The following is a 20,742-nucleotide window of genomic DNA, read 5'->3' on the forward strand; positions in this document are numbered from 1 at the left end:
TCCCGAAACGCGACTGAAGAGGGCTCACAATCCTGCCCCGAGAAGGCGCGCCAACGCCGCTCAGGCTTGCTCCTCCGCCGCTCTTGGCGTACCTCGCGGCAGGCTCCAGTTCAACAGGGGCGCGCACAGCGATGATCTTCGGTCTCCTCAGGAAGCGGTCGCCCGCCGAGCTTTCGGTCGCCGAGACGGTCTATGCGGGGATCGTGGCCGACGCGCGGCGACCCGCGTTCTACCGCGACCTCGGCGCGCCGGACACGTTGCCGGGCCGCTTCGAGCTCATCGTGCTGCACGTCTCTCTCTACCTGCGCAGGCTGAGCGGCGAGGGCCCCGAGGCGGCGGCCCGGGCGCAGGGCGTTCTCGACGCCATGTTCGCCTCGCTCGACGCCTCGCTGCGTGAGATCGGGGTCGGGGATCTCACTGTCCCGAAAAAGATCAAGGCGATGGCGAGCTCGTTCTATGACGGCCTCGCGCTCTACGACGCGGCGTTGTCGTCCGGCGACCGGGAGGCGCTCGCCTCGGCGCTTCGGCGAATCGTCTATCGCGACGCCGGGGCCGGCGACGGACCCGAGCGCCTCGCCGATTATGTTGCGCTCGCCGCCGACGCGCTGTCGGCGCAGCCCGTCGAGACGCTCGTGTCGACGGGGCCGAGCTTTCCTGCCATCGAGGGCGAAGCATGAGCACGCTTCCATTGTCACGGCCGCTCGCCGCCGCCGCGGTTCCCTCCGAAGGGATCGACGTCGAGGTGGTCGCCACCGGCGACGAGCGCGCGGCGCTCGCGGCCTTCAACGAAACGGTCTCGGTCGACTCGTTCGTCGCGCGGCTGCACGTCTCGCCGCTCGGTCGGGATGGCCTGCGGGTCCGCGGAACGCTGGCGGCCGAGGCGACGCGCACCTGCGTGGTGACCCTCGACCCGTTCCCGGAGAGGATCAATGAGGACATCGACGTCCGCTTCGTTCCCGGCGCAGACGCCGCGGACGAGCGCGACGACGCTCCCGAGCCGCTCGTCGGCGGCGCGATTGACCTGGGCCAGCTCGCCGCGGAATTCTTCGCCCTCGCGCTCGATCCCCATCCGCGGAAGCCTGGCGCCGTGTTCGCGCAAGACGGCGACGGCGTCGGAGATTCGCCGTTTGCTGCGCTGCGGCGTCTGAAAGAAGGTCCCGACGGGCGCTGATTTCAGGGTTGACGGCGAGGGTTGCGACTTGTGAGACAGCCGCTATGGTCCGCCCGCGCCTGAACCGTCGCCCGCCGCCGGGCCACCGTGGCGTCTCTCGAGCCCAGGGCGCCGGTCGACGGCAACGGAACGAATGACAGACAAGGTTCGCATCGCGCTCGACGCCATGGGGGGCGACTTCGGCCCCGAGATCGTGGCTCCTGGAGCGGCCCTCGCGCTCTGCCGCAAGCCCGACATGACGTTCCTCTTCGTGGGGGATGAAGCCCGCATCCGCCCGCTGGTCGAAGCCGATCCCCGGCTGAAGGCGGTCTCCGAGATACTGCACACCGATGTCGCGGTGCGGATGGAGGACAAGCCGAGCGTCGCGCTTCGGCAGGGCCGCCGCAGATCCTCGATGTGGCTCGCGCTCGACGCCGTGAAGGCGCGCCAGGCGCATGTGGCCGTCTCAGCCGGCAACACCGGAGCGCTGATGGCGATGTCGCGCTTCTGCCTGCGGATGCTGCCTGGCGTCGAACGCCCGGCGATCGCCGCGATCTGGCCGACGCTGCGCGGCGAGAGCATCGTGCTCGACGTCGGCGCGACCATCGGCGCGGACGCCAAGCAGCTCGTCGACTTCGCGGTGATGGGCTCGGCGATGGCCCGAATCCTGTTCGACATCGAGCGCCCGACCGTCGGGCTGCTCAATGTCGGCGTCGAGGAGATCAAGGGCGTCGAGCAGGTCAAGGAGGCCGCGCGGCTGCTTCGCGAGGGCGGCTTTCCCGCGATCGATTTCCGCGGCTTCGTTGAAGGCGACGATCTCGGCAGAGGCACGGTCGACGTGGTCGTGACCGAAGGGTTTTCCGGCAACATCGCGCTCAAGACCGCCGAGGGCACGGCGCGCCAGATCGCGGAATACCTGCGCGCCGCGCTATCTCGGACCCTGATGTCGAAGATCGGATATCTGCTCGCCAAGCACGCCTTCGACGAGCTCCGCGACAAGATGGATCCGCGCAAGGTGAACGGCGGCGTGTTTCTCGGCCTCGACGGCGTCGTGATCAAGAGCCATGGCGGAACCGACGCCGAAGGCTTCGCGTCGGCCGTCGAGCTCGGCTACGACATGGCGCGCTACGATCTCACCCAGAAGATCCAGCAGGGTCTCGTGCATGGCGCCGGCTCGACCGTCGCTGAGATTTCCACCCGGCGCGACGACGCGCTCGTAGAGGCCGCTTCGTGACCCAATTGCGTTCCGTAGTCCGGGGTTGCGGCGCCTATCTCCCGAGCAGGATTCTCACCAACGAGGAGCTGGCGCAGACCGTCGACACCTCCGACGAGTGGATCGTCCAGCGCACCGGCATCCGACAACGCCACATCGCGGCGGAGGGCGAAATGACCTCCGACCTCGCGATCGGCGCAGCGAAGGCGGCGCTGGCGGACGCCGGGATCGACGCGACCGACATCGATCTGATCGTTCTCGCGACGTCGACCCCCGACAACACTTTCCCCGCGACCGCAACCGCCGTCCAGGCGGCGCTTGGCATGACGCAGGGCTTCGCCTTCGACGTGCAGGCGGTGTGCTCGGGGTTCGTCTACGCGCTCGCGATCGCCGACAAGTTTCTCGTCTCGGGACAGCACAAGCGCGCCCTCGTGATCGGCGCGGAGACCTTCTCGCGCATCCTGGACTGGACGGACCGCACAACCTGCGTGCTGTTCGGCGACGGCGCCGGCGCGATCGTGCTGGAGGCGGCCGAGGACGCCGGCGATCGCGGGGTGCTCACCACGCATCTCCGCTCCGACGGCCGACACAAGCTGAAGCTCTATGTGGATGGCGGCCCGTCCTCGACGCGCACGACGGGGCTGCTGCGGATGGAGGGCCGTGAGGTCTTCCGCCACGCGGTGGGCATGATCACCGACGTGATCCGCGACGCCTTCGCCGCGACCGGCGAGACGGCGGAGACGATCGACTGGTTCGTGCCGCATCAGGCGAACCGCCGGATCATCGACGCCAGCGCCCAGAAGCTCGGCATCGCGCCGGAGAAGGTGGTCGTCACCGTAGACCAGCACGGCAACACCTCCGCCGCCTCGATTCCTCTGGCGCTTGTCGCCGCGCGGCAGGACGGCCGTATCGCACAAGGCGACCTCGTTCTGCTCGAGGCGATGGGCGGCGGCTTCACCTGGGCTTCCGCGCTCGTTCGCTGGTGACGGACGAAAGCACGATCTCTCAATGCGATCCGAGCGTTGACCGCCGTCGAGCAGGCACATAGCCTGACCTTGGCCGGGTAGAGACGCGAACTCCGATATCGCGCGATCGGCCGGAAAAGCAGGGGGAAGGCACGGGATGACTGGGCGCACGGTGACGCGCGCGGATCTTTGCGAAGCGGTCTACCAGAAGGTTGGACTGTCGCGCACGGAGTCTGCGGCGCTGGTTGAAATGGTGCTGGCGGAGATCGGCGATTGTCTGGAGCGGGGGGAGACGGTGAAGCTGTCGTCCTTCGGCTCGTTCGTGGTTCGCGACAAGGGCCAGCGGGTCGGGCGTAATCCGAAGAGCGGCCAGGAGGTCCCGATCCCGCCCCGCCGTGTGATGGTGTTCAAGCCGTCCAACATCCTGAAGAGCCGAATCAACGGCATCGACGAAGAGCTTCCGGCCAAGAGGAACGGCACCGCTTGACGACCGACCCCGGCGACATCGAGAGCGAAGGCGTCGGCAAGGGGCCGGACGCCTTCCGCACGATCAGCGAAGTCGCCGAGGAGCTCGGCCTGCCACAGCACGTGCTGCGGTTCTGGGAGACGCGCTTTCCTCAGGTCAAGCCGATCAAGCGCGGCGGCGGCCGGCGCTATTACCGCCCGAACGACGTCGACCTGCTGCGGGGCGTCAAGCAACTGCTCTATGGCGAGGGGTACACGATCCGCGGCGTCCAGCGGATCCTGCGGGAGCAGGGCGGCCGGAAGGCGGCCAGCGCGGCCGGCGCGTCCGTCGGTGCGGAGCCCCGACGTGATCCGTCTCTCGAGGCTCCGGCGAGCGGCGAGCGGGCCAGAGGCCTGATGCAGGCCGACGCCGGTCCCGACTTCTGGGCTCCGGCGGGGAAGACCGCGGCGGCCCCGGCGCCGGCTGATCCGGAGACCGTCCTCGAGTCGTATGGCGTTCGAAGCGAGGCCGAGCCGTTTCCGGAGTCGGTCGAGCCGCCTGCGGCCGGCCTGACCGAAAGGCAGATCGCCCGGTTGTCGTCCGCGTTGGACGAGCTTCGGGCGTGTCGCCGTTTGCTGGACGGGCGGTCCTAAGCAGGCGTTAGCTTCCGGCTTTTACCTTGTGCCCCGCTCCGTCGAATGGGTATGACGGTATCGGGGTGTCGATGCGGGGACTGCGAGTGGGCGTGGGGCAGGGACGACGACACGGCGGTTTGCCGGCATTGCTGGCCGCCGGGATCCTGGCCTGTACGCTTGATCATGGGGCTCTGGCTCAGGCCGCGCCGTCCGGTCCCCCGCCGGCGGCCGCGGCCGCCGTTCCGGGAATCCCCTACGTCACGACCTTCGCCGTCGACGGCGGCGACGCGGACGTCGAGAAGATCGCGAGCGAGACCTCGTCGCTCAAATCGTTGGAAAAAGAAGTTCCTCCGGGCCCTCCCGGCCTCGTCGGCCGCGGCAAGGCGGACATCGAGCGCATCGCCGCGGCGCTGACGGCGACGGGCCGCTACGCTGCGCTGGTTGAGGTGACGATCGCCGGAGTGTCCGTTGCTTCGGAGAGCGCAGCGGACGCCGCCCAGCGCGCGCGTCGCCCGGCGCAGGTCGTCGTTCGCGTCCATCCCGGGCCCGTCTTCACGCTCGGAAACGTGCGCATCCAGAGTCTGGACGCCGGCTCGAGCCAGGTGGCGTCGATCGATCCGGCCAAAGTGGGCCTCGTTCCCGGCCAGCCTGCGCCGTCGTCAGTCGTCTTCGCCGCGGAATCGCGGATCGTCGACAAGCTGCGCAACGAGGGCTACCCGTTCGCGGCGGTGAAGGGCCGCGACGTCGTCGCCGATCACTCACGCAACCAGCTCGACGTCACAATACGGGTCGAGGCCGGCGTCCGCGCCCCCTTCGGCGACGTGACGGTGACGGGAACCCGGGAGGTCGACCCGAAGGTCGTCCTCGGCCGTGTGCCGTTCAAGCCGGGCGACCGCTACAGCCCGAAAAAGGTCGCGGAGCTTCGCGACGAGGTGAACAAGCTCGACGTGTTCGGCTCGATCCGCATCCGCGAGGCGACCGCCCCGGACGCCTATGGCCGCGTGCCGATCACGATCGAGGTCGAAGAGAAGAAGTTCCGCTACGTCGGCGCGTCGGCGTTGTACGACTCGATCGACGGCGCCAGCCTCGGCGCCTATTGGGGCCACCGCAACCTGTTCGGCGGGGCGGAGAAGCTCAGGATCGACGCCGGCGTCTCGCGCCTGATCTCGAATTCGCCGCAGGACTACGAGTACAGCCTGAAGGCGCATTTCGAGAAGCCCGGAGTCTGGACCGGATTCGACGACCTCCTTGTCGACGTCGAGGCGCTGCGCGAGCGGCCCGACGCCTATGACCGCGACGGCATTCGCGCCGCCGCCGCCATCCGCCGCCGGCTCACGAGCGAACTCTCGATCCAGGGCGGCGTCGAGGCCGAGGGCTCGACGATTCGCGACACCTTCGGAGAGAAGGACTTCCTGCTCGTCGGCCTGCCGGTCAGCGCCACCTTCGACAACACCGACAGCAAGCTCGATCCCTCGCGCGGCGTCCGCGCCACGCTGAGCGCTGCGCCCTATTACAACTTCCAGGGCGAGTCGAAGTCGCTCAACATCTTCAAGGGGCAGGTGTCGAGCTATCTCAGCTTCGACGAGGCCCACCGCTTCATCCTGGCGGGCAAGATCGGCTTCGGCTCGATGGTTGGACCGAAGACGCTCGCGGACGTCCCGGCGAACCGGCGGTTCTTCGCCGGCGGCGGCGGCTCGATCCGGGGCTTCGCCTATCAGAGCGCGAGCCCGTTCTGCACGCCGATCAATCCTAGGCCGAAGCGGGCCCTCGCCTGCAAGGACGACACGCCGATCGGCGGCCGCAGCCTGATCGAGACGTCGCTCGAGGCGCGCGTGAAGATCACCGATACGATCGGCATCGTTCCGTTCGTCGACGCGGGCGCCGCCTTCGACAAGTCGATCCCTGACTTCAAGGAGGACATCCGCGTCGGCGCCGGTATCGGCCTGCGGTACTATACGGCGATCGGTCCGATCCGCGCCGACATCGCGACGCCCGTGATGGGGCGCAGCAAGAATGATCCGCGGGTCGCCTTCTACATCAGCATCGGGCAGGCGTTCTGATGGCCATCATGAAACGCGCCCTCATCGTCCTCGGCGTGCTGCTGCTGATCCCGGTCGTGGTTCTCGGCGCTATCCTGGTCTATCTGACGACCGCCCCCGGGCTCGCGACGATCGCCAGCCTGACGTCGAAATATGCGAGCTCCGACGACACCAGGATCGCCATCGGCAAGATCGAGGGAACGTTCCCGACCGATATGACGATCCGCGACGTCAGGCTCTCCGACCGCAAGGGCGAGTGGCTGACGGTCGATCGCGTGCGGGTCGAATGGTCGCCGCTCCAGCTCTACAACCGCAAGCTCGTCGTGAACCTCGTGGATGTCGGCGAGGTCAAGGTCGCCCGGCAGCCGGACTATCCCGAACAGAACGAGCCGGTCGCCCCGCCTGATCCGAACGCGCCGCTGTTCCCCGAGCTGCCGATCGAGATCCATCTCGAGAAGTTCACGCTCGCCGCGCTCGACCTGGCGGCGCCCGTTATGGGGGTTCCCGCCAAGCTCGCGGCGACCGCCGCCGCCACCCTCCGGCGACCGGCAGAGGGCGTCTCGGCCGAATTCGATCTTCGCCGCATCGACGACACGCCCGGTCAGATCGCAGGCCATGGGCGGTTCGTCCCGGCGACGAACGGAATCGAACTGTCGCTGCGGGGGAGCGAGCCCGCGGGCGGACTGGTCGCCCGCATGGCGCAGATTCCCGGTCTGCCGCCGATCAATATCGGGATGGACGGCGCCGGCACGCTCGATGCGCTGCGCACCCAGCTCGTGATCACCGCCGGCGATCAAGGGCGGATCGACGGCGCAGCCGACGTCAAGCGCGAGGGCAAGGCGCGCCGTTTCACGCTCGGGCTTACCGGCGACGTCGGACGGATGGTCTCGCCGGGCTACGCGCCGCTTGTCGAGGGCGCGACGAAGATTTCCGCAGAGGCTCTGGCCCCCGATGAGGGGCCGATCGACCTGATCGATCTGAGCGTGGAGGCGCCCTCGGCGCGGTTCAGCGCCCGCGGCAAGATCGACGCCTCGGCCGAGACGGTCGACCTGTCCTACGACGCACGCGCCGGCGAGCCCGCACGCTTCGCCGCGGTGCTTCCGGCCGACGTGAGCTGGGCGTCGCTCAGCCTGCTTGGAACCGCGAAGGGTCCGCTCGATCATCCCGTGATCGACGCGACGATCGACGGCGGCGGACTGGCGGCCGAGCAGGGCGGCGCCGAGACGGCGAGGATCGCGCTCAAGGCGACGCCGGACGGCGCGCTGTCCTCCGACCGGACGCGAGTGGCGATCGTGGTCGACGCCAAGGCCGACGGCGTGAAGTTCGCCGACGACCGGCTGTTCAGTCTCGGCCGAACCTTCACGATGTCCGCCGCCCTCAACACCACGCTCGCCGGCGACGCGCAGATCGAGCGCTCGGAAGTCAGGCTCGCGGACGTCGTCGCGGCGACTTACGCCGGCGCGGTGTCGCCCGACGCGGCCAAGGGCCATGCGACGCTCAAGGCGAGCGACCTGTCCACGTTGTCGCCGCTCGCCGGACGCACGCTCGCCGGCGCGGTCGACGTCGCCTCCGACATCGACGTCGCTTTCGACCTTTCGCGCCTGGGCGCGGCGGTCAACGGCACGGCGAGCGGGCTGAAAACGGGCGTCGCCCAGGTCGACGCGCTGACCGGAGGCGCGCTCATGATAAAGGGCGGCGTCACCCGATCGCCCGACGGTTCGTTCGCCTTCCAGGGTTTCGATGCGCGCGGCGACCATGTCGTCGTCACGGCCGACGGCTCTGCGACGCGAGAACGCGCGGACGTCAGGGCGAAAGCGGAGGTCGACGACCTGTCGCTCGTCGATCAGCGCGCCGCCGGCAAGGCGACGATGGACGCGACGCTGACTGGCAGGCTCGACGATCTCGGCGTGAAGGCCGTGATCCAGATTCCCGACGGCCGCGCGATGGACCGTTCGCTGAAGGACGTGAGGCTCGACCTCGACGCGACCGACGTCACCGGAGCGGTCGGTGGAACGTTCCGTCTTGCGGGCTTGCTCGGCGGCAAGCCGCTCCGGGGAACGGGCGGGCTCAGCACAGACGATAGCGGCGCCCGCCATCTCACCGCTCTCGACCTCCAAATCGCCTCGACCAGCGTGAAGGGGGACCTCCTCGTCACGCCTGCGGCGCTCGCGACCGGCAAGCTGTCGGTCGACGCGCCCGATCTGTCCGACGTCGGCGCGATTGCGCTGATGGAGCTGGCCGGTACGCTCAAGGGCGACGTCGACCTCTCGGTGGAAGGCGGCGTCCAGCGCGCGGCGATCGGGGCGACGGGCCAGAACATCGTCGCCCCCGGCGCCAAGATCGGCGCGATCGACGTCGCGGCGACCGTGATCGATCCGACGGGCAAGCTGACCCTCGACGGGACCGCGCATGGCTCCTCGATCGCGGTCGGCGGCCAGGTGATCGACAAGGCCGCGGTCGTCGCCAAGGGCGCGCCGGACGGCATGGACGTGTCGCTCGACATGAGCGCGCGCGGATCGTCGGCGGTCGCGCAGGGCCGCGTGGTCTATGCGCCGGCCGAAACCCGCATCGACCTTTCGAAGCTCGACATCGCCGGCGGCGGCAAGACCGCGCGACTCGCGTCTCCCGCCCGGGTCCGCGTGGTCGGGTCCGACGTCGCCATCGACGTCTTCTCGCTGCGCGCGAGCGACGGCGGACTGCTCACCGTGAAGGGCAAGGCCGGCGCCCAGCTCGATCTCGATATCGCTCTGAGGGAGCTTCCGCTCGCGCTTGGCAACGCCTTCACCCCCGATCTCGGTCTTGGCGGCGTGGTCGAGGGCGACGCCAAGGTGACGGGGCCGTCTTCCGCGCCGCAAGCGACCTTCGACGTCCGCGGGACCGACCTGTCGATCGCGCAGCTCCGCGACGCCAAGGTTCCCCCGCTCACGCTCGCCACCAAGGGCCGGCTTGAGGGCGACCGCATCGTGACGGATACGACCGTCACCGGCGCTGGCGGTCTCAGCCTGAGCGCTCAGGGCTCGGCGCCGATGGGCGACGGCGACCTCGACATGACGGTCGCGATGCGCAGCGTGCCGCTGGCGCTCGCCAATGTGTTCAGGCCCGACCTCAAGCTCGCGGGTTCGCTGCAGGGCGACGCGAAGATCGCCGGGCCGGTCTCGGCGCCGCGCGGGACCTATGACGTCAGGATCGCGGGCCTCGCCAGTGGTCAGGCCAAGGGCGTGCCCGTCCTCTCCATTGCCGCGAAGGGCGCGCTGGAAGGCCAGCGCGTGACGACGGACGCCGCCCTGACGGGCGCGGGAGGCGTGAGCCTCGTCGCCAAGGGCGCCGTCCCGCTCGGCAGGGGCGACGTCGACATGGTCGTCACGATCCGCGAATTGCCGCTCGCCATCGCGAACGCCGCGCAGCCGGAGCTCGGGCTCAAGGGCGCGCTGCGTGGCGATGTCCGGGTCAGCGGTCCGATCGACGCGCCGCGCGGGACTTACGACCTCAAGATCACTGAGCTCGAGGCGGCCGCGGCGCGCGGCCTGCCGCCGCTCAGCGTGGCGGCGCGCGGCGCTCTCGAGGGGACGCGCGTCACGACGCTGACGACCGTCGCCGGCGGCGGGATCGATCTGGCGGCGCAGGGAGCTGCGCCGCTCGGCGATGGGCCTCTCGACATCAACGTCGCGATCCGAGCCCTGCCGCTCAATCTCGCCAACGCCTTCGCGCCGGACGTCGACATCGACGGCGTGCTGCGCGGAACGGCGCATGTCGCCGGCACGGCGAAGTCGCCGGTCGCCGCCTACGACCTCGCCGTCTCCGGCCTCACCTCAAGCCGCGCCCGAGGAGTGGCGCCCCTTGGCGTCGTCGCCAAGGGGACGGCCGACGCCAAACGCGTCGCGACCGACGCCGTGCTCTCCGGGGGCGGAGGCGTGCAGGCCAGCGTGAAGGGCTCCGCGCCGCTCGGTGAGGGCGACCTCGACATGGCGGTCTCGATCCGGGAACTGCCGCTCGCGATCGCCAACGGCGTGCGGCCGGAGCTGGGCCTCGGCGGCGTGCTGCGCGGCGACGTCAAACTCGGCGGACCGGTCAAGCGTCCGGTCGGAACGTACGACCTGCAGATCGCGAACCTCGTCGCCGCTGAGGCGAAGGGCGCGCCTCCGCTCCAGGTCGCGACCAAAGGCGAGCTTCAGGGCGACAGGGTCACGACCGACACGACGGTGACGGGGCAGGGCGGCGTGAACCTCGTGGCCCGCGGCTCGGCGCCGCTCGGCGACGGCGATCTCGATATGGCGGTGACGATCCGGCAGCTCCCGCTGTCGCTCGCAAACGGCTTCAGGCCCGAGCTCGGGCTCAGCGGCGTCCTGACGGGCGACGCCAAGGTGACCGGTCCCGTAAAGGCGCCGCGCGGAACCTACGACCTCAAGATCGCCGATCTGCTCGCGACGCCTGCGCGCGGCGTGCCGGCGCTTCAGGTCGCGACGAGCGGGACGCTGGAGGGCGAACGCGTCACGACCGACACGACCGTCTCTGGCGGCGGCGGCATCGAGTTGACCGCGAAAGGCTCGGCGCCGCTCGGCGACGGCGATCTCGACATGACGGTGGCGATCCGGCAACTGCCCCTCGCCATCGCGAACGCTTTCCGGCCGGAGCTCGGCCTCACCGGCACGCTGAAGGGCGACGCCAAGGTGGCCGGCCCTGTGAAAGCGCCGACCGGAACTTACGATTTGACCGTGACGGGCCTGACCTCGGCGCAGGCCAAGGGCGTGCCCGCGCTGGAGATTGCGGCGAAGGGCGACCTCCAGGGCGAGCGCGTGACGACCGACACCGTCGTCACAGGCGGCGGCGGCCTCAGTCTCACCGCGAAAGGCGCCGCGCCGATCAACGGCACGGGCGCGGTCGACATGGCGGTGACGCTTCGCGACGTTCCGCTCTCTCTGGCCAACGCCTTCCAGCCGGCGCTCGGCCTCGGCGGCAAGCTTAAGGGGGCCGCCAAGGTGGGCGGCACGATCGCGGCTCCGCTCGGGACTTACGATCTCTCGATCGCCGACCTGACGGCCGCGCAGGCGAAGGGCGTGCCCGCGCTTCAGATCGCGACCAAGGGCACGCTCGAGGGCCAGAAGGTGACCACCGACACCGCGATCACCGGCGGCGGCGGCGTGCGCGCAGTTGCGCGCGGCGCAATCCCCATCACGGCCGCGGGCGGCGACGTCGACCTGACGGTGGACATCGCGGAGCTTCCGCTTGCGATCGCGAACGGCTTCGTCCCGAGCCTCGGCCTCGGCGGCAAGCTCGCCGGGGGCGCAAGGATCGGCGGCTCGTTCTCCGCGCCGGCGGGGACTTACGACTTCAGGGTCGCCAATCTGACGGCGGCGCAGGCGAAGGGCGTCCCGCCGATACAGATCTCCGCCAAGGGAGACCTGGCCGGAGGACGCGTCACGACCGACACCGCCGTCACGGGCGGCGGCGGCCTCCGCATCACCGCGAACGGCTCGGCACCGGTCGGCGCGACCGGCGATCTCGATATGACGATCGCGATCCGCAGCGTTCCGCTCGCCCTCGCCAACGGCTTCTCGCCGGGACTTGGCGCCAATGGAACGCTGCAGGGCGACGCCAGGGTGGGCGGGCCGGTCTCCGCGCCTACCGGGACCTATTCGCTGAAAGTCACGGGACTGTCGACCGCGGCCACCCGCAGCGCGGGCGTGCCGGCGGCGGCGATCGATTCCAAGGGCCGGCTCGAAGGAAGGCGCGTCTCCACCGACACGGTGGTGACCGCCGCCAGCGGGTTGCGCGTCACGGCGCGCGGCTCGGCCCCGCTCGGCGCGGGCGATCTCGACCTCGCGGTCGCCGGCCGCGCGCCGCTCGCCTTCCTCAACGACACGCTGTCGGTCTCGGGCGATCGGGTCGACGGCACGGCGACCTTCGACGTCAAGGTCGGCGGCCCGACTTCCGCGCCCCGGATCAACGGGACAGGCTCGCTCGCCAACGGCTCCTACTTCAACCGTGCGGCAGGGCTGCAGCTCAAGGGCATGACGGCGTCCGTCGCGGCGAACGGCGCGACCATCGACGTCCGCAGCCTGAAGGCGACCACGCGCAACGGCGGCTCGATCTCGGGCTCCGGCCGGGTGGAGGTGGATCCCGCCGCGGGCTTCCCTGGTCAGATCGCGTTCAAGGCGAGCAACGCCGAGATCGTCGGCACCGACATCGTGACGGCCATCACCGACGCCGACCTGCGTCTCGAAGGCCCGCTGGCCCGCCGGCCGGTCGTCAGGGGAACGATCAGCACCCGCTCGGTCGAGATCCAGATCCCGGACCGGATTCCGGCGCGCTATACGCCGCTGCCGGATGTGCGCCATCGCGGAGCGCCGGCGGCCGTGATGAAGCAGTACACGGCGGTCAACACTGGAAAGGCGAAGGGCAAGAAAGACGACGCCTTCGTCGCGACGCTCGACATCTCGGTCGAGGCTAACGACCGCATCTTTATCCGCGGTCTCGGCATGCAGGCGGAGGCCGGCGGCAAGATCACCGTTGGGGGCACGTCCGTGGACCCCGAAGTGGTCGGCGCATTCAACTTGCGTCAAGGCCGGAGCCAGATCACGGTGATCGGCCACAAGCTCGACTTCACCCGCGGCGCCGTGTCGTTCGCAGGCGATCTCGATCCGACGCTCGATTTCGTCGCGGAGACAAAGGCGAAGGACATCACCGCGCAGGTGCTGATCACGGGCACGGCGTCCGCTCCGCAGATCGCTTTCGGGTCCAACCCGTCCGTCCCGACAGACGAGGTTCTGTCGCGGCTGCTGTTCAACAAGGCCTCCGGCGAGCTTTCCGCGAGCCAGGCGCTCCAGCTTGCTCAGGCGGTCGCGCAATACAGCGGCGTCGGCGGCGGCGGCGGGGGCCCGCTCGAGAGCCTGCGCAAGGGTCTCGGCGTCGACAGTCTGGACCTTGGGGCAGGCGAGAGCGGCGGCTTCGGCCTTGGCGTCGGGCGCTACATCGCCGACAACATCTATCTCGGCTTCACCTCCGGCACGACGCCGCAGGACACCGGCGTGACCGTCAACATCGATCTGACGGATCACATCAAGGCGCGCGGCCAGGCGGGAGCCGCCGGCAACACGTCGGCCGGCGTCGCCGCCGAATGGGACTACTGAGCGGCGCCAGGGGCGCCATGCGATGATGAGCGATACGAGCGACCACGGAGCGGCGCGCGCCCGGCTCTCCGACAGCATCGCCGGCATCCGGGCGCGGTTCGTCGAGGGCTTCGCCGAACGGGCTCACGAACTCTCCGCCCTCGCGCGTGAGGCCGGCCAGCCGGACGGCGCCTCCGCTCGCCAGACGTTGCGGCTGAAACTCCACAATCTGGTTGGCTCGGCGCCGACCATCGGTCTGCCCGCGCTTGGCCTCCGGATCACGCAGATCGAGGCGGCGCTCGCCTCGGCGCCGCCGGGCTCATTGGACGCCCGCCTCGCCAACCGTCTCGCCGGCGAGATCGAGGCGCTGGCGCAGGATCGGAACGTCCTGCGGCAATCGAATCAATAGCGTTGCTTTTCTGTCCTGAAACACGGCAAAATTGTGTCGTATGCGCGCGCCGTCAGAACCGACGAAGCCGCCGCGCCTGCCGTGATCGGGAGGAGGCATGGCGCCGCGCCGGCCCCGCATATGCATGGCCGCACTATGCGCCGTCGCGCTGTCCTGGCAGACGGTCGACCACGCTCACGCCGGCGCCTTCACCCTGAAGCCGGGCGAGGCGAAGCTTTTTCTCTCCGGCCTGCTCACCTCGGGCGACAAATATTACGACGGCGGGGGAAAGCTTCGGTCACGGGGAAAATACCGGAAATACGATCTTCAAACCTTCTTGGAATACGGCCTCGCCGATGGCGTCACGCTGCTTGCGTCCACCGGACTGCAGCGCATCGAGGCGAAGGACGGAGGGACGTTCAACCGCAGCGGCCTCGGGCGCTCCGAGATCGGCCTCAGAGCGCGCGTGATCGAATCCGGAGACTGGATCTGGAGCGTCCAGGGCTCGGTCGTGATCGCCGGCGCAAAACGGGGGGAGGGAATAGCCGCGATCGGTGAGACCGACGATCAGTTCGACGTTCGCGGACTGGTGGCGCGCACCTTCGAGGCGTTTGGCAAGCCGGCGTTTCTTGATCTTCAGCTGGGATATCGCGCGCGCGGCCAGGACCCGGCGGACGAAATCCGGGTCGACGCCACGTTCGGGCTGCGGCCCTCGCCGCGATGGCTGTTGCTCGCGCAGAGCTTCAACACAATAGGGACTGGCCGGTGGCGCGGGCCCTATCCTCTCGAACAGCGGATATTCAAGCTCCAGGGCGCGGCGCTCTTCGATCTGACGGAGCGGTTGACGCTGTTTGGCGCGGCGTTCTTCACGCCTGTCGGGCGTGATGCGCTCGACGAGCGCGGAGCCACGATCGGAGTGGGCTACCGGTTCTAGGTCGCCTTCGGACGGAAACCTTCGAACACGATCTGGTCGGCGTAGTCGCGGGCTCGCGTCTCGTCCGCGGGAGTCTTGACGGTCCAGACCACGACCGGCTTGCCCGCTGCGCGCAGCTCGGCGACGCGCGGGCGTTCGATATCCGCGATGTCCCACGACAGGAAGTCCGGTCGCGTCAGACGGATGTGCTTCAGCCCCCGCGCCGACTCCCGCCGTCGCTTGCCGAGATGCGACCATGCCGGATCATCGTCCGCGAAGGCTTCGCCGATGACGCCGCGGGGCACCTGCGGCGCGACCTCGAACGCTGCGCGGACCGCACGCGGGTTGAAGGACTTTATCGCGATCGGCCGATCGCGCGCCGCGACCCGTTCGACCACGCGGCGGGCGTGGCCGACGTCCCTGTTCCAGGGCGATTTGATCTCGATCACCAGCGCGCCGCGGTCACCGACAAGGTCGAGGCACTCGTCGAGCGTCCAGATCCGCTCCGTCGTGTCACGCAGCGGGATCCTCCGAAGCTCGGCCAGGGTTCGCGCCCTGATGGGGCCGGTGTCCGCAGTCAGGCGGTCAAGCGTCGCGTCATGGAAGACGACCGCCTCGCCGTCGGCTGTTTCACGAACATCGATCTCCACCGCATAGCCCCCGTCCAGCGCCCGCGACACGGCGGCCGGCGTGTTCTCGACCACGCCGGCCGCGCGATCGTGCAGGCCCCGATGGGCGATCGGCCGCGCAGTGAGCCAGTCCAGACGGCCCATGGCTCGCTCCGCGATCCTCAGGCGATCTCGATGATGGCCTCGACCTCGACTGCGGCGCCGAGCGGGAGCGCTGCGACGCCTACGGCCGAGCGCGCGTGCCGTCCCTTGTCGCCAAGAACGGCGACCAGGAAGTCGGACGCGCCGTTCACGACCTTGGGCTGGTCGCCGAAGCCAGGGGCGGAGGCCACGAAGCCGGTGAGCTTCACGATGCGGGCGATCCGGTCGAGATCGCCGAGCGCCGCGCGCGCCTGGGTGAGGATGTTGATGGCGCAGAGCTTCGCCGCCGCGTTCGCGGCCTCGATTTCCACGCCCGCGCCCAGCACGCCTTTGAGCATGGCCCCGTCCGGGCCGAACGGAAGCTGGCCGGAGACGTAGAGCATGCCGTTCGAGACCACAGCCGGGATGTAGTTCGCCGCCGGAGCGGGGGCCTGCGGCAACGTCACGCCAAGTTCCTGAAGCCGCGTCTCTATTTCGCCCGACATATTCCGTCTCCTTAACGCATGCGTTCCGGGGGCTGCGGCGCGCGGCCTCGCGCGTGTTCCGATGGCCCCTTCTCATTGCCTTTAGACGAGCGCGGCGCACAATGGAAACGACATCAGGGCGAGGCTTCGCACGTGACCAGATTCCGTCTTTTCGAAAGCTCAGCCGCGGTCGTCGCGATGCTGCTGGCCGGGGCCCCCGCGTACGCCGGCGTGCTGCTTGCGCCGCACCGCGCGGTCTATGAGCTCAAGCTCAGGGAAAGCCGCGGCTCGACCCAGGTCGATCAGGTGCGCGGTCGAATCGTCTACGAATTCACCGGCGATTCGTGCGGCGGCTATGCGTTGAACTTCCGACAGGTCACCGAGATCGGCAGCGATAGCGGCGACACCAACGTCTCCGACCTGCGGTCCGAAACCTGGGAGGACGGCCGCGCGCGCAGCTTCCGCTTCGCCGCACGGAACTACCTGAATCAGAAGCTGGACCGGGACACTGACGGGCGCGCCGAACGCTCGCCGGACGCGATGAAGGTCACCCTGTCGAAGCCGGAGAAATCCTCGAACTCCTATGACGCGCGGACGCTGTTCCCGACCGAACACCTTATGCGCATCATCGAGGCCGGTCGCCGCGGCGACCCGCTGCTCGAGGCCAGGGTCTATGACGGTTCGGAAGCGGGCGACAAGACGTTCGACACGCTCACCGTGATCGGCAAGCCGAGCGACACGCCCCCCGCGGACATCGAGGCGCCCGCGAAAACCAGCGAGCTCGCGAGCGAGCGGCACTGGCCGGTGACGGTCAGCTATTTCGAGAAGGGTAAGAAGGCGGACGGCGAGCAGACCCCCGACTACGAAATGAGCTTCGATCTCTACGAGAACGGCGTCAGCCGCGCCCTGAAGATCGATTACGGGGAGTTCGTGCTGGACGGCGAACTGAAAGAGCTCAGGTTTCTGAAGGCCACGGACTGCGGCGCGAAGGCCGCTCCCTAGCGCTTCGGCCGTCTCGCGAAGGCGCGGTCGACGGAGTCCGGTCCGAAGCGGCCGCGCAGGTCCGCGACCGCCTTCTCGATCGCGCCGAGCTTCTCCAGCCGCCGTTCGAGATCCGGAGGGTCTGCGGCGGCGGCCGGTCCGAGATCCGACACCGCGACGCCGATCAGCCGGAACGCCGTGCCGTCGGCCTCGCGCTTCAGCAACGGGCGCGCCGCCTCGAAGATGCGAGCCGCGAGCAGGGTTGGCGAGCGCAGCGCCTGCGCCCGCGTCCGCAGGCGAAAATCCGACGTCTTCAGCTTGAGCGTCACGGTCGAGCCTGCGATCGAATCGACGCGCATCCGGTCGGCGACCTTCTCACAGAGCCGGAACAGCCGAGCGGCGAGCTCGTCGGGATCGCGGACGTCGACATCGAACGTGGTCTCCGCCCCGACGCTCTTGCGGGCGCGGTCGGGCTCGACCTGGCGGTCGTCACGGCCGAAGGCGAGGCGGGCCAGCCTCAAGCCCTGCTCGCCGTAGCGCCGACCCAGGTCGCGCGGCTCGGCGCGCTGAAGGTCGCCGATCGTGCGGAGTCCGTCGCGGGCGAGCGTCTCGGCGAAGGCGGGACCGACGCCCCAGAGAAAGCCGATCGGCCGCGGCGCGAGAAACGCAGACGCTTCGTCGATCGACAGCGTCGCAAAGCCGCGCGGCTTGTCGAGGTCGGAGGCGATCTTGGCGAGGAACTTGTTCGAGGCCAGCCCGACCGAGACCGTTATGCCGACGTCGCGCTCCACATCCCTCGCGAAACGGGCGAGGACCATGGCCGGCCGGGCCTGATGCAGCCGCTCGGTGCCGCTGAGATCAAGGAACGCCTCGTCGATCGACAGCGGCTCCACGAGCGGCGTCAGCGCGAGCATCTTGGCGCGCACGGCGCGGCTCGCCTCGACGTATTTCGCGAAGTTCGGCTTGATGACGACGGCGTCGGGACAGAGCTTCAGCGCCTTGAACATCGGCATGGCCGATTTCACGCCTTTGATGCGGGCGATGTAGCAACAGGTGGAGACCACGCCGCGCTTGCCCCCTCCGACGATCACCGGCTTGTCGGCGAGCGAAGGATCGTCGCGTTTCTCGATCGTCGCAAAGAACGCGTCGCAATCGACATGGGCGATGTGCAGGGACCCGAGCGCCGGATGCCGCGCGATCCGCGGACTGCCGCACCGCGCGCAGCGCAGCGCCGCCGCGGACGGCGCCAGGCAGTCGCGGCAGAAGGCGAGGGGCGTGGAGGCGTTGGCCATGGCGGCGCTCGTAACACGGGTCGCGCTCTCGAGGCGCACGGCTGGGATATTGTCTCGGCGCACGGGTGGAAGAGAAAGGTACTTGCGCCCTCAGTCGAGATCGTACGGCTGGTCTTCGAACGCCCTACGAGCTTCCGCCACCGTTTCGGGACGCAGCCCCTCGCTCTCCGAAAAGGCGAGGAGAAGCCGCTCGTCGCCGAGCAGATGGTCGAGGACGGCGGGCAGGAACGCGGGGTCCCGGGCGGCCTGACGGATCGTGGCCGGGTCGAGCCCCGACAGGGCGAGGAAGCGGCCGAGTCGCTCGAAGTCGGCCGCCAGGAAGCTCAGCGCCCGCGTCGCGACAGTCTCCGGAGAAAGCGTATCAGACACGCGTTTCATTACGTCCGTTCGCCTTTTCGCAACGAATGATCGATACGATTTAGTGAAACAAAGAGAGATCTGCCCGGGCGTGGAGGACGGCGCCTCCCCGGCCCGCGACCATCCGGACGGCGTAGGGCCGCGCGGCGTTGATGCGCGAGAGAGTGCAGGATCGACATGCCCAAAACCGTCCTGATCGTAGAGGACAATGAGCTCAACATGAAGCTCTTCCACGATCTGTTGGAGGCGCATGGCTACGCCACGATAGAAACGCGGAACGGCATCGAGGCGCTCGAACTCGCGCGCGCCCACCTGCCAGACCTGATCCTCATGGATATCCAGCTTCCCGAGGTCTCGGGCCTCGATGTGACGCGCTGGATCAAGGAGGATGAGCGCACCCGCGCCATCCCGGTGATCGCCGTGACCGCGTTCGCGATGAAGGGCGACGAGGAGCGCATCCGCGGCGGCGGCTGTGAGGCCTATCTCTCCAAGCCGATCTCCGTCTCGAAGTTTCTAGAAACCGTGCGTCATTTTCTCGGCGAAGGCTGACCGGCCGACATGACCGCTCGGATCCTGGTCGTCGACGACGTTCCGGCGAACCTGAAGCTGATCGAGGCGCGTCTGTCCGCGGAGTATTTCGACGTGGTCTGCGCGTCCACCGGCGTCGAGGCCCTCGATATCTGCGCGCGTGCGCAATGCGACATCGTTCTGCTCGACGTGATGATGCCGGGCATGGACGGCTTCGAGGTCTGCCGCCGGCTGAAAGCCGATCCGAAGACGCATCATATCCCCGTCGTCATGATCTCCGCGCTTGACCAGCCGTCGGACCGGCTTCAGGGGCTCGAGGCCGGCGCCGACGATTTTCTGACCAAGCCCGTCGCCGACGTCGCGCTGTTCGCCCGCGTCCGCTCTCTCACCCGCCTCAAGATGCTCGGCGACGAATTGCGACTGCGCGCACAGACGTCGCGCGAGCTCGGGATGTCCGACGCGCTGATCGCCGCCGTTTCGGACGCAGGCCTCAACGGCCGGGTGCTTCTCGTGGACGACCGCGAGGGTTCGTCGGCGCGCATCCGCTCCGTGCTCGCCGCCTCGCAGACGGTCGAGGTCGAGACGGAACCCCACGAGGCGCTGTTCCGCGCCGCGGACGGCGATTACGACGTCGTCATCATCGCGCTGTCGCTGACCAATTTCGACGCGCTCCGGCTCTGCGCCCAGATCCATTCGCTCGAGCGCACGCGCATGACGCCGATCGTTCTGATCGCGGATCCCGAGCAGAACGCGCGGGTGCTCCGCGGGCTCGAGGTCGGCGTCAACGACTATCTGATGCGGCCTATCGAACCCAACGAGCTGATCGCGCGCGTCCGCACCCAGGTCCGGCGTCGCCGCTACACGGATCAACTGCGGTCGAACCTGCAGGCCAGCATGGAGCTCGCCGTCACCGACGGCCTGACCGGGCTTCACAACCGCCGCTACATGGAGATGCATCTCCAGAGCCTGCTCGATCAGGCGGTGAGCCGCGACAGGCCGCTGGCAGCGCTCGTCGTCGACATCGATTTCTTCAAAAGGGTCAACGACACCCACGGCCACGACGCCGGCGACGATGTGCTGCGCGAGTTCTCGCGCCGGCTGAGATCGAGCGTGCGCGGAATCGACCTCGCCTGCCGCCTCGGCGGCGAGGAGTTCGTCGTGATCATGCCGGAGACGGACGCTGCGGTTGCGCGCCTGGTCGCCGAGCGCATTCGTTCCAAGGCGGCGGAGGCAGGCTTTGCGATCGCCCACGGGGAACTCATGATCGACGTCACGGTGTCCGTCGGCGTGTCGACCTTCATGGGCGCCGACGATGTGCCGGCCGCCCTCCTCAAGCGCGCCGACCTCGCGCTCTACCGGGCGAAGACCGCCGGCCGCAACCAGGTCGTCACCGACGCGGCGTCGCTTCGATTTTCCGAGGCGGGAAGCGTCGGACCCCCAAACGAAAAAGGCGCCCCTGAGGGCGCCCATCCGCAAAGCCGCCGGGGCGGCTAATC

At 69.1% G+C, this 20,742-nt stretch carries 17 protein-coding genes; 13 read left to right on the forward strand and 4 right to left on the reverse strand.

From position 1 onward, the window contains the following. The first annotated feature begins 131 nt into the window (after positions 1-131). The 10 genes from PKE75_RS16115 (at position 132) to PKE75_RS16160 (ending at position 14,875) form a co-directional block, all read left to right on the forward strand. Positions 132-677 carry a ubiquinol-cytochrome C chaperone family protein gene (locus PKE75_RS16115; protein ID WP_271169763.1) on the forward strand — a complete coding sequence of 182 codons (546 nt, stop codon included), beginning with the start codon at positions 132-134 and terminating at the stop codon, positions 675-677. Continuing rightward, a complete protein-coding gene (locus PKE75_RS16120) occupies positions 674-1,171 on the forward strand; it encodes a YceD family protein (RefSeq protein ID WP_271169764.1) in 498 nt (165 codons plus the stop codon). Before PKE75_RS16115 ends, PKE75_RS16120 begins: the two co-directional genes overlap by 4 nt. Positions 1,172-1,304: 133 nt before the next feature. Next, the gene (gene plsX / locus PKE75_RS16125) at positions 1,305-2,384 is read left to right on the forward strand and encodes a phosphate acyltransferase PlsX (protein WP_271169765.1); all 1,080 of its coding nucleotides are present in this window, start codon (positions 1,305-1,307) and stop codon (positions 2,382-2,384) included. Next, complete coding sequence (locus PKE75_RS16130) at positions 2,381-3,349, forward strand: beta-ketoacyl-ACP synthase III (RefSeq protein WP_271169766.1); 969 nt, start codon at positions 2,381-2,383, stop codon at positions 3,347-3,349. Before plsX ends, PKE75_RS16130 begins: the two co-directional genes overlap by 4 nt. Before the next feature lie 136 nt (positions 3,350-3,485). Next, positions 3,486-3,815, forward strand: a complete 330-nt coding sequence (locus tag PKE75_RS16135) for an integration host factor subunit alpha (protein WP_271169767.1) — start codon at positions 3,486-3,488, stop codon at positions 3,813-3,815. Further along, the gene (locus tag PKE75_RS16140) at positions 3,812-4,426 is read left to right on the forward strand and encodes a MerR family transcriptional regulator (RefSeq protein WP_271169768.1); all 615 of its coding nucleotides are present in this window, start codon (positions 3,812-3,814) and stop codon (positions 4,424-4,426) included. The genes PKE75_RS16135 and PKE75_RS16140 overlap by 4 nt, the downstream gene beginning before the upstream one ends. Before the next feature lie 119 nt (positions 4,427-4,545). Further along, entirely contained in the window at positions 4,546-6,468 is a 1,923-nt protein-coding gene (locus PKE75_RS16145; RefSeq protein ID WP_271169769.1) for an autotransporter assembly complex protein TamA, read from the forward strand. An 8-nt stretch (positions 6,469-6,476) separates the two neighbouring features. Then, positions 6,477-13,574, forward strand: coding sequence for a translocation/assembly module TamB domain-containing protein (locus tag PKE75_RS16150; RefSeq protein WP_271169770.1), 7,098 nt, complete (start codon positions 6,477-6,479; stop codon positions 13,572-13,574). 25 nt (positions 13,575-13,599) lie between these two features. Then, positions 13,600-13,962, forward strand: coding sequence for an Hpt domain-containing protein (locus tag PKE75_RS16155; RefSeq protein ID WP_271169771.1), 363 nt, complete (start codon positions 13,600-13,602; stop codon positions 13,960-13,962). A 124-nt stretch (positions 13,963-14,086) separates the two neighbouring features. Next, positions 14,087-14,875 (forward strand): hypothetical protein, encoded by a 789-nt coding sequence (locus PKE75_RS16160; RefSeq protein ID WP_271169772.1) that lies wholly within the window; start codon positions 14,087-14,089, stop codon positions 14,873-14,875. Here PKE75_RS16160 and PKE75_RS16165 read toward each other — a convergent pair. Beyond that, on the reverse strand, positions 14,872-15,627 hold the full coding sequence (locus PKE75_RS16165) for a glycerophosphodiester phosphodiesterase family protein (RefSeq protein ID WP_271169773.1): 756 nt from the start codon (positions 15,625-15,627) through the stop codon (positions 14,872-14,874). The two genes, PKE75_RS16160 and PKE75_RS16165, sit on opposite strands and share 4 nt — an antisense overlap. 17 nt (positions 15,628-15,644) lie before the next feature. Further along, entirely contained in the window at positions 15,645-16,109 is a 465-nt protein-coding gene (locus tag PKE75_RS16170) for a RidA family protein (RefSeq protein WP_271169774.1), read from the reverse strand. A 132-nt stretch (positions 16,110-16,241) separates the two neighbouring features. On the opposite strand from PKE75_RS16170, the gene PKE75_RS16175 reads away from it, so the two are divergent. Next, complete coding sequence (locus PKE75_RS16175) at positions 16,242-17,090, forward strand: cell envelope integrity EipB family protein (RefSeq protein WP_271169775.1); 849 nt, start codon at positions 16,242-16,244, stop codon at positions 17,088-17,090. On the opposite strand, the gene PKE75_RS16180 is transcribed toward PKE75_RS16175, so the two are convergent. Then, positions 17,087-18,361, reverse strand: a complete 1,275-nt coding sequence (locus tag PKE75_RS16180) for a DNA polymerase IV (RefSeq protein ID WP_271169776.1) — start codon at positions 18,359-18,361, stop codon at positions 17,087-17,089. The genes PKE75_RS16175 and PKE75_RS16180 overlap by 4 nt on opposite strands. Before the next feature lie 90 nt (positions 18,362-18,451). Beyond that, complete coding sequence (locus PKE75_RS16185) at positions 18,452-18,739, reverse strand: DUF3572 domain-containing protein (protein WP_271169777.1); 288 nt, start codon at positions 18,737-18,739, stop codon at positions 18,452-18,454. A 156-nt stretch (positions 18,740-18,895) separates the two neighbouring features. On the opposite strand from PKE75_RS16185, the gene PKE75_RS16190 reads away from it, so the two are divergent. Next, a complete protein-coding gene (locus PKE75_RS16190) occupies positions 18,896-19,267 on the forward strand; it encodes a response regulator (protein WP_271169778.1) in 372 nt (123 codons plus the stop codon). 9 nt (positions 19,268-19,276) lie between these two features. Next, complete coding sequence (locus PKE75_RS16195) at positions 19,277-20,740, forward strand: PleD family two-component system response regulator (protein ID WP_271169779.1); 1,464 nt, start codon at positions 19,277-19,279, stop codon at positions 20,738-20,740. The last annotated feature ends 2 nt before the right edge of the window (positions 20,741-20,742 follow it).

The sequence above is a fragment of the Hansschlegelia plantiphila genome (genome assembly GCF_027922265.1).
In the GTDB taxonomy this organism is placed as follows: Bacteria; Pseudomonadota; Alphaproteobacteria; order Rhizobiales; family Methylopilaceae; genus Methylopila; species Methylopila plantiphila.